General features: G+C 68.6%; 14 protein-coding genes. 4 read left to right on the forward strand and 10 right to left on the reverse strand.

Features of this window, described 5'->3' with window-relative positions; genetic code table 11:
• Positions 1-8: 8 nt before the first annotated feature.
• A complete protein-coding gene (locus A7B20_RS12525) occupies positions 9-770 on the reverse strand; it encodes an SDR family oxidoreductase (protein ID WP_102108926.1) in 762 nt (253 codons plus the stop codon).
• 86 nt (positions 771-856) lie between these two features.
• Between A7B20_RS12525 and A7B20_RS12530 the strand changes: the two genes are divergently transcribed.
• Positions 857-1,900 (forward strand): L-idonate 5-dehydrogenase, encoded by a 1,044-nt coding sequence (locus tag A7B20_RS12530; protein ID WP_102108927.1) that lies wholly within the window; start codon positions 857-859, stop codon positions 1,898-1,900.
• 249 nt (positions 1,901-2,149) lie between these two features.
• Here A7B20_RS12530 and A7B20_RS12535 read toward each other — a convergent pair whose 3' ends face one another.
• Positions 2,150-2,572: a GlcG/HbpS family heme-binding protein gene (locus tag A7B20_RS12535; protein ID WP_102108928.1), complete on the reverse strand. Its 423-nt coding sequence runs from the start codon at positions 2,570-2,572 to the stop codon at positions 2,150-2,152.
• A 79-nt stretch (positions 2,573-2,651) separates the two neighbouring features.
• On the opposite strand from A7B20_RS12535, the gene A7B20_RS12540 reads away from it, so the two are divergent.
• The 3 genes from A7B20_RS12540 (at position 2,652) to lepA (ending at position 6,942) form a co-directional block, all read left to right on the forward strand.
• Complete coding sequence (locus tag A7B20_RS12540; RefSeq protein WP_102108929.1) at positions 2,652-3,551, forward strand: SMP-30/gluconolactonase/LRE family protein; 900 nt, start codon at positions 2,652-2,654, stop codon at positions 3,549-3,551.
• The gene (gene gndA / locus A7B20_RS12545; RefSeq protein ID WP_102108930.1) at positions 3,548-4,972 is read left to right on the forward strand and encodes an NADP-dependent phosphogluconate dehydrogenase; all 1,425 of its coding nucleotides are present in this window, start codon (positions 3,548-3,550) and stop codon (positions 4,970-4,972) included. Before A7B20_RS12540 ends, gndA begins: the two co-directional genes overlap by 4 nt.
• Positions 4,973-5,139: 167 nt before the next feature.
• Entirely contained in the window at positions 5,140-6,942 is a 1,803-nt protein-coding gene (gene lepA, locus A7B20_RS12550) for a translation elongation factor 4 (protein WP_102108931.1), read from the forward strand.
• A 145-nt stretch (positions 6,943-7,087) separates the two neighbouring features.
• Here lepA and A7B20_RS12555 read toward each other — a convergent pair whose 3' ends face one another.
• The 8 genes from A7B20_RS12555 to A7B20_RS12590 all read right to left on the reverse strand — a co-directional run bounded on the left by A7B20_RS12555 (position 7,088) and on the right by A7B20_RS12590 (position 17,172).
• Positions 7,088-9,958, reverse strand: a complete 2,871-nt coding sequence (locus A7B20_RS12555; protein WP_172961011.1) for an SEL1-like repeat protein — start codon at positions 9,956-9,958, stop codon at positions 7,088-7,090.
• Between the two features lie 242 nt (positions 9,959-10,200).
• Entirely contained in the window at positions 10,201-11,694 is a 1,494-nt protein-coding gene (locus A7B20_RS12560) for an amidohydrolase family protein (protein WP_102108933.1), read from the reverse strand.
• Positions 11,691-12,884, reverse strand: coding sequence for an amidohydrolase family protein (locus A7B20_RS12565; protein ID WP_102108934.1), 1,194 nt, complete (start codon positions 12,882-12,884; stop codon positions 11,691-11,693). Before A7B20_RS12565 ends, A7B20_RS12560 begins: the two co-directional genes overlap by 4 nt.
• The gene (locus A7B20_RS12570) at positions 12,881-13,606 is read right to left on the reverse strand and encodes an aspartate/glutamate racemase family protein (RefSeq protein WP_102108944.1); all 726 of its coding nucleotides are present in this window, start codon (positions 13,604-13,606) and stop codon (positions 12,881-12,883) included. Before A7B20_RS12570 ends, A7B20_RS12565 begins: the two co-directional genes overlap by 4 nt.
• The gene (locus tag A7B20_RS12575) at positions 13,606-14,259 is read right to left on the reverse strand and encodes a flavin reductase family protein (protein ID WP_102108945.1); all 654 of its coding nucleotides are present in this window, start codon (positions 14,257-14,259) and stop codon (positions 13,606-13,608) included. The genes A7B20_RS12570 and A7B20_RS12575 overlap by 1 nt, the downstream gene beginning before the upstream one ends.
• Entirely contained in the window at positions 14,259-15,284 is a 1,026-nt protein-coding gene (locus A7B20_RS12580; protein WP_102108935.1) for an ABC transporter ATP-binding protein, read from the reverse strand. The genes A7B20_RS12575 and A7B20_RS12580 overlap by 1 nt, the downstream gene beginning before the upstream one ends.
• The gene (locus A7B20_RS12585; protein WP_102108936.1) at positions 15,281-16,249 is read right to left on the reverse strand and encodes an ABC transporter ATP-binding protein; all 969 of its coding nucleotides are present in this window, start codon (positions 16,247-16,249) and stop codon (positions 15,281-15,283) included. Before A7B20_RS12585 ends, A7B20_RS12580 begins: the two co-directional genes overlap by 4 nt.
• Before the next feature lie 5 nt (positions 16,250-16,254).
• The gene (locus tag A7B20_RS12590; protein WP_102108937.1) at positions 16,255-17,172 is read right to left on the reverse strand and encodes an ABC transporter permease; all 918 of its coding nucleotides are present in this window, start codon (positions 17,170-17,172) and stop codon (positions 16,255-16,257) included.
• Positions 17,173-17,182 lie beyond the last annotated feature (10 nt).

Here is a 17,182-nt window from a genome sequence, read left to right on the forward strand (position 1 = left end):
CGCGAAAATCAGAGCGAGACGGAAATCCCCCCGTCGACGAACAGCGTGTGCCCGTTGACGAAGCTCGACCCCGGAGAGGCGAGGAAGATACAGGCGGCCACCAGTTCCTCGACCTTCCCCCAGCGCCCGGCGGGGGTGCGCTTCGCCAGCCAGGCGGAAAACTCGGGATCGTCCACCAGCGCCTGGTTCAGCGGCGTCTCGAAATAGCCGGGCGCGATGGCGTTGCACTGGAGGCCGTGCTTCGCCCAGTCCGTCGCCATGCCCTTCGTGAGGTTCCCGACCGCCCCCTTGGTCGCCGTATAGGGCGCGATGCCGGGCCGGGCGAGCGCCGTCTGGACCGAGGCGATGTTGATGATCTTTCCCGCGCCCCGCCCGATCATGTGCCGCGCCACGGCCTGCCCGACCAGGAAGACCGAGGTCACGTTGGTCCGCATCAGCCGCTCGAAGGCCTCGGGCGGGAAATCCTCCAGGGGTGTGCGGTGCTGCATCCCGGCGTTGTTGACGAGGATGTCGATGGCGCCGTGGTCGGCCTCGAACCCGTCCACCGCCGCCGCCACCGCCTGCGCGTCGGTCACGTCGAAGGCCAGCGTCTTCGCCCCTCCGAGCCGCTCCGCCGCCGCCGCCAGCTTGCCTTCGTCGCGCCCGTTCAGCACCACCTCGGCCCCCGCCGCGGCCAGCCCCTCGGCGAGGGCAAAGCCGATGCCTTGCGACGAGCCGGTGACCAGGGCGCGTTTGCCTTCAAGGCGGAAGAGGTCCAGTCCGGTGGCCATCGCGGGTTCCTTTCGATCTCGACACTGCGGATTGCCCCGCCTTATGGTGGCGCAAACATTCCCCTGTCAATCGCACCGGAGCCCCCATGACCGACAGCCAGGTGATCGTCGCCCATGGCCCGAAGGACCTCAGGATCGAATCCCGCGAGACGCCGGAACCGGGCCCGGGCGAGGTGCTGATCGCCATGGCCGCGGGGGGCATCTGCGGGTCGGACCTGCACTATTACAACCACGGCGGCTTCGGCACCGTCCGGCTGAAGGAGCCGATGATCCTCGGCCACGAGGTCGCGGGCCACATCCTGGCGCTCGGCGACGGCGTCACGGGGCTGGCCGAGGGCCAGCTCGTCGCCGTCTCGCCCTCGCGGCCCTGCCACGCCTGCCGCTTCTGCCGCGAAGGCGCGCACAATCGCTGCCTGAACATGCGCTTCTACGGCTCGGCCATGCCGTTTCCCCACATCCAGGGCGCCTTCCGCCAGATGCTGGTCGCCGATGCCGCGCAATGCGCCCCCGCCGCGGGGCTCACGCCCGGCGAGGCGGCGATGGCCGAACCCCTGGCCGTCTGCCTCCACGCCACGCGGCAGGCGGGCGAGATGCTGGGCAAGCGGGTGCTGGTCACAGGCTGCGGCCCCATCGGGCTGCTCTGCATCCTCGCCGCCCGGCGCGCGGGCGCGGCCGAGATCGTGGCGACCGACCTGTCGGACTTTACCCTGGGCATCGCCGCGGCGAACGGAGCCGACACGGTGCTGAACGTCGCCCGCGACCCCGAGGCCCTGGCCCCCTGGCAGGCCGAGAAGGGCCGCTTCGACGTGCTGATGGAATGCACCGGCGCCGCCGTGGCGCTCGCCGCCGCGGTCCCGGCGATGAAGCCCGGCGGCACCATCGTGCAGGTCGGCATGGGCGGCGACATGACCCTCCCGGTGCAGGCCATCACGGCAAAGGAGCTGTCGCTGAAGGGGTCGTTCCGCTTCCACCCCGAGTTCTTCACGGGGGTCGAGCTGCTGCGGAAGGGCCTGATCGACGTGAAGCCGCTGATCAGCCACACCCTGCCCCTGGCCGAGGCCGACGCGGCCTTCCGGCTGGCGGGCGACCGGGCGCAGGCGATGAAGGTGCAGATCGCCTTCGCGGTCTGAGACGCCGCCGCGCCCCTTTCGCGTGCGGTCGGCGCGGATGTTCGAGGGCGGAGGGGGCTTTCCGCCCCCACGGCGCCTTCGGCGCCTCCCCCGAGGATATTTGTAAAGCAAAGATGGGGCGGAGGCCGCGCGGGCGGCCCGCGTCGCACTTCGGCGGAGTCCGACGGACGCCAACCATCCGGGCGTCATGGAGCGAGGTCAGCCGCGCCGGGCGGCGCGGCGGCACTCCGGCGCCGACGCGCCCGGTCCCTAGCCGAACACCTCGGCCCCGACGGCCGCCAGGGCGGCGTTCGCCACCTCCACGTCCTGTGCCCCGGTGCCGGAGCCGACGCCGATCCCCCCGGCCAGCACGCCGCCGATCATCACCGGCAGGCCCCCGGGCAGGGGCGTCACGTCGCCCTCGGTCGCCAGAGCGATGTGGCCGCGGATCGCCTCGGGGACGTTGGCGCTCGGCGCGCCGATGGAGGCGGCGGTGCGCGCCTTGGCCCGCGCGCTTTTCAGCGACAGGTACTTCGCCCCGCTCATCCGGAGCATGCCGAGCTCCACGCCCGAGGCGTCCACGACGACGATGCACTGCGGCTGGCCCATGGCCTCGGCCTTCTCGGCGGCCGCCGACAGCATCGCCATGACCCCGGTGTGGGTCAGCCGCGTGGTCTGTTCGCTGAATACCATGGTGTTCCCTTTGCCCTTTAACCTCTTCGCCCGCGACGCTACCAATGTCCCACCGGCAGCACCAGAGCGGAGCCCGCCCATGTCCTTCTACCAGACCGTCGATCCGGTCTTCGCGACCTATGTCCTGTTCAACGCCCCCCTGAAACGACTCGCCACGGGGTTCGACTGGACCGAGGGGCCGGTCTGGTTCGGCGATGCGGACTGCCTGCTGTTCTCGGACATTCCGAACGACCGGATCCTGCGCTGGAACGAGGCGACCGGGATCTCGACCTATCGCCAGCCCTCGAACTTCTCGAACGGCCACACCCGCGACCGCGAGGGGCGCCTCGTCTCGTGCGAGCACGGCACCCGCCGCGTGACGCGGACCGAGCACGACGGCACGATCACGGTGATCGCCGACAGCTACCAGGGCAGGCGGCTGAACTCGCCGAACGACGTGGTGGTGAAATCCGACGGCACGATCTGGTTCACCGATCCCCATTACGGCATCGGCACCAGCTACGAGGGCCACCGGGCCGAACAGGAACTGCCCTGCCATCTCTACCGCGTCGACCCCGCCACCGGGGCCATGGACGCCGTGGTGACGGATGCGAACTGCCCGAACGGGCTGGCCTTCTCGCCCGACGAATCCCGCCTCTACATGGCCGACACGGGCCGCATGTTCATGGGCGATCCGCAGCACATCCGCGCCTTCGACGTCGGCGCGGGCAACAGCCTGTCCGGCGGCGAGGTCTTCCACGTCGTCGACCAGGGCGCCTCGGACGGCTTCCGGCTGGACACCGAGGGCAACATCTGGACCTCGGCGGGCGACGGCGTGCACTGCATCGCGCCCGACGGCCACCTGATGGGCAAGATCCTGGTGCCCGAGATCGTCTCCAACGTCTGCTTCGGCGGGCGGGACAAGCACCGCCTGTTCATCACCGCCACCACCAGCCTTTACGCCATCTCGCTCAACCGACAGGGAATCCAACGGCCATGACGAAACCCCGCATGGGCCTCCTCGGCCTCGGCACCATGGGCTCCGCCCTCGCGCTCAACATCGCCGAGAACGCCGAGCCGCTGGCGGTGTTCAACCGCACCACGTCGAAGACCGACGCCTTCATGGCCCACACGCGCAAGCACGCCCCGGACCTGGCCGAAAGGATCACCCCGACCACGTCGCTGGAAGACTTCGTCGCCGCCATGGAGAGCCCCCGGGCGATCATCCTGATGGTGCCCGCGGGCCAGCCCGTGGACGACCAGATCGACGCCCTGCGTCCGCTCCTGAACCCGGAAGACCTGATCATCGACGCGGGCAACGCCAACTTCCACGACACCAACCGCCGCGCCGAGGCGGCCGCGACGCAGGGCGTGCCCTTCCTCGGCATCGGCGTCTCGGGCGGGGAGGAAGGCGCGCGCTTCGGCCCCTCGATCATGGGCGGCGGGCCGAAGCGGGCCTGGGACCAGGTGGAGGGCGCCCTGAGATCCATCGCCGCCAGCTATGAAGGCACCCCCTGCGCCACCTGGATGGGCGAAGGCGGGGCAGGCCATTTCGTGAAGGCGGTGCACAACGGCATCGAATACGCCGACATGCAGATGATCGCCGAGGTCTACGGCGTGTTCCGCGACGGGCTCCAGTGGACGGCCGAGCAGTGCGGCGAGGTCTTCGCCAAGTGGAACGAGGGGCCGCTCCAGTCCTACCTGATCGAGATCTCGGGCAAGGTCGCCGACGCGGTGGATCCCGAAAGCGGAAAGCCGATGCTCGACGTGATCCTCGACCGCGCGGGCCAGAAGGGCACCGGCCGCTGGACGGTGATCGAGGCGCAGCACCTCGGCGCGCCGATCCCGGTGATCGAGGCGGCGGTGACGGCGAGGAACGTCTCGTCCCGCCTGCCCCTGCGCCAGCGGGGCGAGGACGTGTTCGGCGCCGCGCCGGTGGGCCTGACGACGGACATCCTGTCGGTCGAGACGCTGGAGGGCGCGATGATCGCGGGCAAGATCATGTGCTATGCGCAAGGCTTCGACCTGCTGAACGCGGCCTCGAAGACCTTCGGCTGGTCGCTGCCGATGCCCGAGGTCGCGCGGGTCTGGCGCGAGGGCTGCATCATCCGCTCGTCGATGCTGAACGACATGGCCTCGGCACTGACCGACCATCCCGAGGACAACCTGATCTTCGCCCCCTTCTTCCGCGACCTGGTGAAGCACCACTCTCCCGCCCTGCGCCACACGGTGGCGACGGCGCTGTCCCACGGCCTTGCCGTGCCCGCGCTGTCCTCGGCGCTGACCTGGTTCGACATGGTGCGCACGGGCCGCTCTACCGCCAACATGATCCAGGGCCAGCGCGACTTCTTCGGCGCCCACGGGTTCGAGCGGGTGGACAGGGACGGCCAGGGGTTCCATGGGCCCTGGGGCAGCGCGTAACGGCGCGGACCGAGGTGGGATTGGTGATATCACCCATCCTGCGCCGGGACGACGACGACGGAGGGTCCGGCCGTCGTCTCCACGGGTGAACGCCCCCCTATTCCCCTTGCAAAACGCCCCTCTTCCCGCCATTCACGGAGGCTGAACCAGCACCGGACCCTTGCCCGATGACCAAGCTTTCCCTGATCCGCAACTTCTCGATCGTCGCCCACATCGACCACGGCAAATCCACCCTCGCCGACCGGCTGATCCAGCTGACCGGCACCGTGGCCGAGCGCGACATGAAGGAGCAGCTGCTCGACTCCATGGACATCGAGCGCGAGCGCGGCATCACCATCAAGGCCAACACCGTCCGCATCGAGTATCCCGCGAAGGACGGCAACACCTACGTGCTGAACCTGATCGACACGCCCGGCCACGTCGACTTCGCCTACGAGGTCAGCCGCTCCATGCGCGCCGTCGAGGGCTCCCTCCTGGTGGTCGACGCGACACAGGGGGTCGAGGCGCAGACGCTGGCCAACGTCTACACCGCCATCGACGCGGACCACGAGATCGTGCCCGTCCTGAACAAGATCGACCTGCCCGCGGCCGAACCCGAGCGCGTGAAGGAGCAGATCGAGGACGTGATCGGCATCGACGCCTCGGAGGCGATCGAGATCTCGGCCAAGACCGGCCTCGGCATCCCCGACGTGCTGGAGGCGATCGTCAAGCGCCTGCCCCAGCCCAAGGAGGGCGATCCCGACAAGCCCCTGAAGGCGATGCTGGTGGACAGCAAGTACGATCCCTATCTCGGCGTCGTCGTCATCGTCCGGATCATCGACGGCGTCCTGAAGAAGGGCCAGAGGATCAGGATGATGAAGACCGGCGGCCTCTACGAGGTCGACAAGGTCGGCGTCTACCGCCCCGCGATGACGGACGTGGAGGAGCTGGGCCCGGGCGAGATCGGCTTCCTCACCGCCCAGATCAAGCAGGTCCGCGACACCCGCGTCGGCGACACCATCACGACCGAGAAGAAGGGCACCGACACCGCCCTCCCCGGCTTCAAGCCGTCGATCCCCGTCGTCTTCTGCGGTCTCTTCCCGGTCGACGCGAACGACTTCGAGGACATGCGCGACGCGATCGAGAAGCTGGCGCTGAACGACGCCTCCTTCACCTTCGAGATGGAGACCTCCGCCGCGCTCGGCTTCGGCTTCCGCTGCGGCTTCCTCGGCCTGTTGCACCTCGAGGTGATCCGCGACCGGATCGAGCGCGAGTACAACATCGACCTGATCACCACCGCGCCCTCGGTCGTCTACCACATCCACATGCGCGACGGCGAGATGCGCGAGCTGCACAACCCCGCCGACATGCCCGATCTGACCTACGTGGATCACATCGAGGAGCCGCGGATCAAGGCGACGATCCTCGTCCCCGACGAATACCTCGGCGACGTGCTGAAGCTCTGCCAGGACCGGCGCGGCATCCAGCTGGACCTCACCTATGCGGGCAGCCGCGCCATGGCCGTCTACGACCTGCCGCTGAACGAGGTGGTGTTCGACTTCTACGACCGCCTGAAATCGGTGACGAAGGGCTATGCCTCCTTCGACTACCAGATGATCGGCTACCGCGAGGACCGGCTGGTGAAGATGTCGGTGCTGGTCAACGACGAGCCGGTGGACGCCCTGTCGATGATGGTCCACGCCGACCGCGCCGAGGGCCGCGGCCGCGCCATGTGCGAGAAGCTGAAGGAGCTGATCCCCCGCCACATGTTCAAGATCCCGATCCAGGCCGCCATCGGCGGCCGCGTCATCGCCCGCGAGACGCTCTCGGCGATGAGGAAGGACGTGACGGCGAAATGCTACGGCGGGGACGCGACGCGGAAGCGCAAGCTCCTGGACAAGCAGAAGGCGGGCAAGAAGAAGATGCGCCAGTTCGGGAAGGTCGAGATCCCGCAGCAGGCGTTCATCAACGCGTTGAAGATGGATGGGTGACAGCCAAGCTGGACCTGACCTGCTCCCCTGAAACCTCCCCACACCGAGGTCACTCTATTCCTCGACAGGGGTGACGGACACTGAAGCACCGCAAGTTCAGCGGCGAACGGATCATCGGCACTCCGAAGGCCTCCCTCGTTCGCCGTCACCTGCAGGCCGCTTCGAACCCCCCATCGCAGCTCAATCGGTAGAGCCGGTCGGCTTCGGACTGATCCCGCTCCACGCCGTCGCCCCGTTCATACAGTCCCGCGAGCACGAAGCAGCCGTTGGGCGCACCGGCGTCGCAGGTGCGCCGGAGCGTCGGGATGACCTCGATGGCGTCCAGGCCGTGGCCCAGTCCCGACAGGCGCATGAAGGCGAGCGCCGCGCAGGCCTGTGCGATGTCCCGATCGCAGGCCGCCTGGAACAGCCGCTGGGCCTCGTCGATGTCCTGCCCGACCCCCTCCCCGGCGAAGTACAGCGTGCCGAGGTTGTTGCAGGACAGCGCGAAACCATGCCCGCAGGAGTCGCGGTAAAGCCGTGCAGCCTCGACCAGGTCCTCCGTCACCCCGTTGCCGGTGTGATGGAGAAAGCCGAGGTCACCGCATCCCTGGGCGGACCCTCCCTCGCAGGCCCGGCGAAGCAGTTGCGCGGCTTTCCTGGCGTCCCGCTCGACGCCGCCCCCCCTGAGGTAGGCGCGCCCGAGGTTGTTGCATCCCTCCAGGTGCCCGCCATCGCACGCGCGCCGGTAGAGGTCGGCCGCCATCTTCGGGTCCGCAGCGACGCCGCGGCCCGTTTCGTGCAGTATCGCCAGTTCGTTGCAGGATCGCAGGTTGCCGAGGTCGCATCCCCTTCGGAACTGCAGGGCGGCCCGGACAGGATCGGCCGGGGCCCCGATGCCGTTGGCGATGAGGAACCCGAGGTTCCCGCAGCCTGTCCCGTCGCCGCCGTCGCATCCCATCCCGTAAAGCAGCAGTGCTTCGTCGGGGTCCGGTGCGATTCCGGTGCCTTGCTCCGCCATCAGGCCGAGGTTCGTGCAGGAGCCGGCATCTCCCATGTCGCAGGCCAGCCGGTAGATCCGTGCGGCGTTCCCCGGATCCTGCGGAACACCGGTGCCGTCCGCATATGACTTCGCAAGCTGGAAGCAGCCCACTGCGCCACCCGCGTCACAACTCCTGCGGAACAGACGTGCCGCCTGCGCCGGGTCGGCCCCGACCCCGTCCCCGTTGCGGTACTGGAGGCCGAGGTTGCTGCAGGCGACCGGCTCGTCCGCGTCGCAGGCGCGACGGTAGAGCCGGGCTGCTTCGGAAGGGTCGGCCGCACCGGCCGTCCCGTTCTGAAGGAAATACCCGAGGTTCGTGCAGGCCGTCGGCACGTTCCCCTCGCAGCCCTGCCGGTAATGCAGCAGCGCCTCGGCCTGATCGCGCGCGACGCCCCTGCCATTGTCGAGCAGGATGCCGAGGTTGGTGCAGCCGGACATTTCCCCGCCGTCGCAGGCCTTCCGGTAGAGTTGCGCGGCCATGCCGGGATCCTCGGCCACGCCGGTCCCGGTGTCGAACAGGAACCCCAGGCCATTGCACCCCGTGGCATCGCCTCCATCGCAGGCGCGCCGGTACCAGCCGGCAGCCTCCCCGGGATCCCGGGGAACGCCCTCGCCATGCTCCAGAAGGCTCCCGAGGTTCGTGCAGGCGTCATAGGCCTTCCCGGCGCACGCCTGCCTGTAGAGACGCACCGCGCCCGCAGCATCCTTCGGCATCCCTTTGCCATTCTGCATGAGGATGGCCAGTCCGTTGCACGCCTCGGCCTCCCCGCGCTCGCATCCCAGCCTGTAGAGACGGGCCGCCTCGACAGGGTCTCTGGTGCTGCCCCGGCCCTCCGCCACGAGCGCCGCGAGATTTGCGCAACCCGTGGCGTTGCCGCCGTCGCATCCCTTCCTGTAGTATTCGACCGCGCGGACGGGGTCCGTGATCACGCCCAGTCCCTCGGAGTGGAAGTATCCGAGCGCCGCGCAGGCCTTCGCGTTTCCCGCATCGCAGGCGACCTTCGACAGATTGGCGGACAGCGTGGCATCGTGCCTCCAGACCATCTCGGCGCGGGTCACGCAGACCTCCACGGCCTCCTCCCGGCAGGCGCGTGCCATCATCTCGATCTGCAGCTTCTCGACCCGGGTCAGCGCGGCGACATCCAGGCAGACACGCCCCTCGAACAGGCTGCAGAGCGCGCGGTCGGCCAGCGTGACCCCCGACCCGTCCCGCGACAGCGCCGCCGCCGCGGCGAGGCTTCCGAGGAAGGTGACCGAGGCGACGCACCCGGCAAGTAGCAGCATCAGGATGGTCATTGGCTGGCTTTCCACGTCAAGCCACCGGGAAAGCCGCAAGCGCGACAGCAGGCGCATCAGCCAGGTCGAGACGATGTAGGCCCAGCTCCAGACCGAGGTGAGGAACGTGGAGTAGAAGAATACGGAATAGATCGAAAAGACGCCGATGATCTCGCCGAACGAGCCGCCCTCTCCATGGCGCAGGGGACTCTGGATGAAGACGTAGATGGCGAGCCAGACGATCGCCGCGGAAAGCGCGATATCCAGAACCAGGACGCCTGCCTGCGCCAACGCGTTTCGGGGCATGTGGCCGAGCAGGAAGCGGGTCTCGAGAAGAGAGAGGTAATCGGCGGCGACGTTGATCGAGAGCCCCAGCAACAGCACCGAGGAGAGGTCCAGTCCGCCGTTCCTGTCGTAGGGAACGAGGCGATGCCCCCCCGAGGCACCGTTGTCGATCAGCAGCCAGAGAAGCAGGACACTGCTCATGGACACGGCCGCAGACATGAAGAAGCACCGCAGCGAGAGGTGCCGTCGGCCGAACACGGTATCGAACAGGGATATGAAGCCCCGGGTCCAGTTCTCTTCGGTCTGGGCGCCCATGAGCCAGAGCGCCACGTCCTCCTTGAGGTACTTGGAGAGAAGTCCCGGAAGCAGGGTCAGGCCCGCGACAGAACCGGCCAGGCCGATGGCCCAGTGCCAATTCGCTCCGACCTGCGTCAAGACGGATTCAAGGGCCAATGCAGTACACCGATCCCGCAGACTGTCCGGAACGGAGCATAGCACAAGCGAAGGAGGAGTCCGGACCGCCATCTTGGAAGCATGGCCGAAATCTTCTCTTTCCTGCCTCCGCTCCCCCGGGATTACGGATCCAGCCGGTGAGGTCGAGGTTCAGCCGAGCGGAGCGACTGCACCGCCCCGGGCGTCGACGCGGTGTCGGCGATCGGACGAAGCCGGTTCGCCGTTCATGACCGCGATGGCGGGGAGAACGCCGGGTACGATCCCGGGAAAATCTCCGCCACCGGAGGATGCCCCCAGGTCCGGTCCGGATACTTGTCCACCAACCCGTCGAACTGGCGCTGCACGCGGACCCGGGCCTCGGCCATGTCCATTCCCGCCACCTGGCCATCGCGCATCGACAGGCGGCCATCGACGAAGACGGCCCTGGTGACGCGCCCGGTCGCTCCGAGTACCAGCGTCCGGATCGGATCGACGCGCGGGGCCATCAGGATGTCGGACATGTCGAACACGGCGATGTCGGCCTTCGCGCCCGGTTCCAGGCGGCCGAGATCGGATCTGCGCAGGGCATCGGCCCCACCGGTCGTGGCGGCGTCGAACATAAGCTGCGGCGCGGCCTCGTCGATGCGGTCCCCGGCCATGCGCGCCATCATTACCCCGACGGCCATGTTGAGGACCATGTCCGGCGGGGCGGTGTCGGTGCCCATGCCGATGCGGATGCCCATGGCCCGCAACCGCGCGAAGGACCGCAGCATCGCGCCGCTGCGCGCGAAGACAAGCGGGCAATGGGCGACCGTGACCCCGTGATCGGCGTAGAGCGCCAGGTCGGTCTCGTCGGCGAGAACCGCATGGGGCGCGATGAGGCGGTCGTTCAGGGCGCCGAACCCGGCCATCCATCGCGGCGCGGTCGTGCCGTGCAGGGCGCGCAGGGTGTCGAGCTCCATCTGGCCCTGGGCCATGTGAAGGCGCACGGGAACATCCAGGTCGGCGGCGGCGGCCATCGTGCGGGACAGCAGCGTCTGGGTCGACGTCTCGACGCGGTCTGGCGCGAGCATCCCCTGAACCAGGCCCTCGAAGCTGCCGGAGGTGCGGCGGATGAAGCCGACCGCATCCTCCAGCCCCCGCAGGCCGCGGGCCTCGTCGAAGCGGGGTTCCAGCACCCCGGGGGCGGTGCAGACCATGCCGCCCGAGCGATAGGCCGGGCCGAGCCAGACGCGCAGGCCGAGCTCTCCGGCGGCCGCGGCGGCGGCTTCGAATTCGGCAACCGTCTCGCCCCACTCGCGGTAGAAGAGCGAGGCGATCGGCAGGGCCGAGGTGATGCCGTTCATCAGCAGCTGCGCGAAGGCGAAGCGCTTCTGGAAGGCCAGTTCCTCGGGCGTGTACATCTCGTAGGGGCCGCGTTCGACGTAGCCTTGCGGCCAGACCCGCCCCTTGGCCCAGGCCGGGCCGCAATCGACGCCAAGCGTGGTGGTGTCGAGATCGGAGAGCGCGTCGAGGTCGATGAAACCGGGAGAGATCAGCACCTCGCCGAGATCGATCCGCCTCGCCACTTCGCCGGGAAAGCGCGGGCCCGTGAAGATGACACGGTCCTTCTCGATGACCACTTCGCCATTCTCGAGCAGGCGATGGCCACCGTCCTGATGCGCCACGATCCAGCGTGCGGCCAGGGCGGTGCGGCCGGAAGGACGCGCACCGAGGCGGAGGTCGGAGAGAGCGTTCATGCCGCCTCCCTCAACGGCCGACCGTTGCGCCCCGTCACACGGCCCGCCTTGACGGTGAGCGCGACGGGACCGCCGGTCGCGACCGCCTCGGCCAGCGTGGTTCCGGGGAGCAGGGCAAGGTCCGCCACGGATCCCGGCCCGAGGCCATAGTCCGTGACGCCCATGACCGCGGCACCCCCGGCAGTGCAGACATGCAGGGCGGCGATCACGTCCGCGTCGGAGCGCAGGTTGTTGCGCTGCGCCACGATCCGGGCGCGGTCGAGCATGTCGGGACGGTTCCACGGGTTCCAGGTGTCGAGAACACCGTCGCACCCGGCGCCCATGCGCAGTCCGGCGGCGAGGATGCGTTTGACGGCGGGCACCTCGCGCGATGGCGCGCCGGTCGTCAGGATCGCCACGTCCTCTTCGGCAAGGGCGGCGATCAGGGCCTCGGTGCGCTGCCAATCCGGCATGCCGAGGCAGAAGGCGTGGCTGATGGCGACACGGCCCTTCATTCCAAGGGCCCGGGTCCGATCGAGGATCAACTCCATCGAGAAGGCCCCGAGCGCGCCGGGTTCGTGCAGGTGGATGTCGATGCCCTTGCCGTGCTTGTCGGCCAGCCCGAATATCGTGTCGAGATGGCCCTTCGGATCGCGATCGATGCCGCAGGGGTCGAGCCCGCCGACAAGGTCGGCCCCCTGCGCCAGGGCCTCATCCAGAAGCGCCGCGGTGCCGGGCCGGACCGTCAGGCCGGACTGCGGGAAGGCGACGATCTCGATGTCCACGATCCCGCGCAGCGCCTCGCGGGTTTCCAGTACGCCTTCCAGGCCGGCCAGACCGTGGTCGGTATCGATGTCCACATGGGTGCGGATGTGCGTTGTCCCGTTGCCGACCAGCGCCAGGGCGTGGCGCATGGACTGGCGGGCCGGGTCAATGCCGAGACGGCGCCTCTCGGCGCGCTCGTTGTCGATCATCGCCTGGAGATCGGCCCCGACGGTATTCTCGTACCAGCCCATGCCCATCACGGTCTTGTCGAGATGGGTATGCGCCTCGACCAGACCCGGTATGGCGATGGCGCCGCCGGCGTCTTCGATGTCGGCACCGTCGGCGGACAGCTCCGTCCCGGTCCGGACGATGCGTCCGTCCCGGATCAGCATGTCGCAGGCGGAGGCGCCCATCGGGCGCAGGTTGCGGATCAGCAGGTCAGTCATGCGGCCTCCGGCGTGAAGCCACCCAGTTTCTGGCGCGGCCAATTGTAACTTCCGAGTTTCGATGTGCGCGCGCCCATTCCGATCAGCGCCTCGGCGAGCCGGACCGCCGCCGTCACCCCGTCGAGCACCGGCACGCCGGTTTCGGCGGCGAGCCTGTCGCAGAGCTCGGCCATTCCCGCGCAGCCGAGGATCACCAGTTCCGCCCCGTCCTGCGTGGCAGCGATGCGGACTTCGGAGCAGAGGAGACGAAAGGCGCGCGCCGGTTCCTCGTCCAGCGCGAGGACCGGCAGGTCGATGGAGCGCACGCGGCGCAACCGGCGCCCTGCCCCGTAGGCATCGGCGAGATCCTCGATGATCGGCACGGAACGCGGCAGGGTGGTGACGACGCTGAACCGGGCGGCAAGCGTCATGGCAACCTGGATCGACGCCTGACAGATGCCGAGGACCGGGCCGCCGGCGACCTCCCGCGCGGCATCGAGTCCGGGATCGTCGAAACAGGCCAGCACGTGGGTCTGTGCGCCGCGTGCCTCGGCGGCCCGGATGGCGGCAAGCATCGGCGGGATGCAAAGCGCCTCGTCCGCGTAGCCTTCGATGGACACCGGCGTGCCCTCGGCCGTGGCAAGGTCGATCTCGGTGCCCGGGGAGGCCGCGCGCCGGGCGGCGCGGCCGATCTGCTCGGTCATCGCCGTGGTCGCGTTCGGGTTGATGACGTGGATGCGCATCATCCGGCCTGCGTCTTCGGCGGGGTCAGCTGGTCGGCCTCCCATGCGGCGGCGGCGTTCGGTTTCTTCAGCTCGAACTGCCGGTCGGCGACGATGTAGTTGTCGGCGTGAAGCCGGGCGATGGGCTGGTAGACCTCCGGGTTCACGTAACGCCCCTGCGCATCGAGACAGTCGTCGCGCACGTGCATCTCGACCACTTCGCCCAGCACGATGGCGCGCCTGGGAAAGTCGATGATCCTCTCGACACGGCATTCCATCGCGCAGGGCGTACGGGTCAGCCGGCGCGCGCCGATCTGGCGGCATTCCTCCGTAGCAAGCCCGGCGAAGGCGGGCTCGTCCACGTCGCGGGCGAAGTTCACACCGCAGAGGATCATGGCCTCGGCGATCTCCATGTCGACCATGTTGACGCAGAACTCCTGCGTCCGGCGGATGTTGACGATGGTGTCCTTCTCGTTGCCGTCAGCGCGGGTCTGGATGCCCAGGATCACGATCGGAGGATCCTGCGAGAACACGTTGAAGAAGCTCATCGGGGCCGCGTTGCTGTGCCCGGCCTCGGACCGCGTGGTCACCAGCGCGATCGGTCGCGGGCCGACGAAATTGGTCAGCAGACGATAGCGGTCCTGCGGCGGCAGGGTCGTGAAGTCGAATTGCATCATCCGGCCTTTCTGAGAAACGGTGCGTGCTGGCGGCCCTCTTCGACGGCGTGACAGCGGACCCGGGCGGCGCCTCGCGTCAGGAACCCGGGTGTTTCGCTGCGGCAGCGGTCATTGGCCAGCGGGCAGCGCGGGTTGAAGTGGCATCCGGACGGCGGCGTGACCGGATTCGGCACCTCCCCGGCCGGGCGTTCGAGATCGCGGTGCGCCATCGAGATGTCTGGCACGGTATCGAGCAGCAGCCGCGTGTAGGGATGTTGCGGGTTGGCGAAAAGCTCGTCCGCCGGGGCGAGTTCGACCAGCCGCCCGAGATACATCACGCCGATCACGTCGGAGATGTAGTTCACCACGGCGAGGTCGTGGCTGATGAAGAGATAGGTCAGGCCCAGCTCGCGCTGCAACTCGCGCATGAGGTTCAGGATCTGCGCCTGCACGGACACGTCCAGCGCCGAGGTCGGTTCGTCGCAGACGAGGAATTCGGGCTTGGTCGAGATGGCGCGGGCGATGGAGATGCGTTGGCGCTGACCGCCGGAGAATTCATGCGGGAACTTCTCGCCATCCCCGGCGGAAAGTCCGACGAATTCCAGCAGCCGGTCCACTTCCCTGCGCCGGGCCACGGGGTCTGGATGGGTGCCGAAGGATTTCATCGGTTCCCCGATGATCCGTGCCACCCGCCAGCGCGGATTCAGGCTGGCATAGGGATCCTGGAAGATCATCTGCATGCGGCGGCGGATCTCGGGCGGCTCGCCGGCGGCATGGCCCGCGAGTTCGTGTCCGTCGAAGCGGATGCTGCCGGAGCTGGGGCGGGTCAGCCCCATCAGCAGTTTCGCGACGGTGGACTTGCCGCATCCGGATTCGCCGACGAGGCTGAGCGTCGTTCCGGCCTCGATGGCGAAGTCGATGCCGTCCACCGCATGGACGTAGCGGCGTCCGCCGCCTTCGATCATGCGGTTGAGGAAGGGTCGGGACAGGTCGAAGGTCTTCTTCAACCCGGTCACGGAGAGAAGCGGGGCGGCGATGGTCATGCCGGAACCTCCTCGGTCAGGTGGCAGGCGACGGAGGCGGTGGCCGTGCCTTCCAGGGCCGGCCGCACCCGGGTACAGCGCTCCACCGGGTGCGGGCAGCGCGGGGCGAAGGCGCACCCCTCCGGGCGGTTGCCGGGGCGCGGCATCGCGCCCTCGATCTGCGGCAGCACCTCGGGGCGCGGCCCGATGCGCGGGATCGAGGCCATGAGGCCGGACGTATAGGGATGGCGCGGGTTCTTCAGGACATCCGCGACCTGCCCGATCTCGACGATCCGCCCCGCATACATGACGGCGACCCGGTCGGCGGTTTCGGCGATCACGCCCATGTCGTGGGTGACGAGGATCACCGCCACACCCGTCTCGCGTGCCAGTCTGCGCAGCAGCGCGATGATCTGCGCCTGCACGCTCACGTCGAGCGCCGTTGTCGGCTCGTCCGCGATCACCAGCCGCGGCTCGGCACAGAGGGCAAGCGCGATGACGACCCGCTGGCGCATGCCGCCGGAATACTGGTGCGGATAGGTGTCGATGCGCGCCTCGGGGGCCGGGATGCCGACGCGGCGCAGCCAGTCGATGGCGCGTTCCCGGGCCTCAGAGTGGGAGAGTTTCAGATGGGTCTGTATGGTCTCGATCAGCTGCTCGCCCACGGTCAGCACCGGGTTCAGGCTGGTCAGCGGGTCCTGGAAGATGGCGCCGATCTGGCGGCCACGGATGCGGCGCATCTCCTCGGGGCGCAGCGTGTCGATACGCTGGCCGTCCAGCAGGATCCGGCCCTCGGCAATGCGTCCCGGCGGTTCGATCAGGCCGATGATCGCGGCACCGGTCATGGATTTCCCCGCGCCGCTTTCGCCCACCATGCCGAGGATCTCGCCGGGCGAGATGGAGAGCGAGACATTCTCGATCGCGTTGACGGTGCCGCGACGACCGGGAAAGGCGACGGTCAGGTTCTCGACGGAGAGAAGTGTCATGGCGCTTACCTCAGTTTCGGGTTCAGGACGTCGCGCAGCCAGTCGCCCATCAGGTTGACGGCAAGCACGAGCACGACCAGCACGACGGAGGGGAAGATCACCACCCACCAGATGCCGGAGAAGAGATATTCGTTGCCGATCCGGATCAGCGTGCCGAGCGACGGCTGCGTCGCGGGCATGCCGACGCCGAGGAACGAGAGCGTCGCCTCGGTCAGCACCGCCATGCCGAGGTTGATCGTGGCGATGACAAGGACCGGCCCCAGCACGTTGGGCAGGATGTGGTTGATCATGATTCCCATGCCCGACACGCCGTTGATGCGGGCGGCCTGCACGTATTCCTTCTGCCGCTCGACCATGGTGGATCCGCGGACGGTGCGGGCATACTGCACCCAGTTGGTCAGGCCGATGGCGAGGATCAGCACCCAGATCGCGGCCTCCGCGTGCCGGTCGGGCGGCAGGATGCCTCGGGCGATGCCGTTGACCAGAAGGGCCACGAGGATCGCCGGGAAGCTGAGCAGGATGTCGGCGACCCGCATGATCGCGCCATCCACGAGACCGCCGACGAAGCCTCCGAGCAGGCCGAGCGAGATGCCGACCGCCGCGGCGAGCGCGACGCTGGCGAAGCCCACGAGCAGTGACAGGCGCAGCCCGTAGAGAATGGAGGAATACACGTCGCGCGCCTGCTGGTCTGTGCCGAGCAGGTAGCGCGGGTCGCCGCCTTCCGCCCAGGCCGGGGGCAGTTCGCTGTCGAGCAGGTTCAGTTGCGAGATGTCATAGGGGTTCTGGTTGGCGAGCATCGGCGCGAACAGGGCGGCGGCGAAGAGGATGATCAGCAGCAGGCTGGAGATCCGCGCCGTCCAGGAGTGGCGGAAGCTCCAGGCGATGTCGCTGTCGAAGGCGCGGGACAGGGTGGGTGCGGTCATGGCTACGGCC

The organism is Oceaniglobus roseus, from assembly GCF_002869745.1.
Lineage (GTDB): Bacteria > Pseudomonadota > Alphaproteobacteria > Rhodobacterales > Rhodobacteraceae > Oceaniglobus > Oceaniglobus roseus.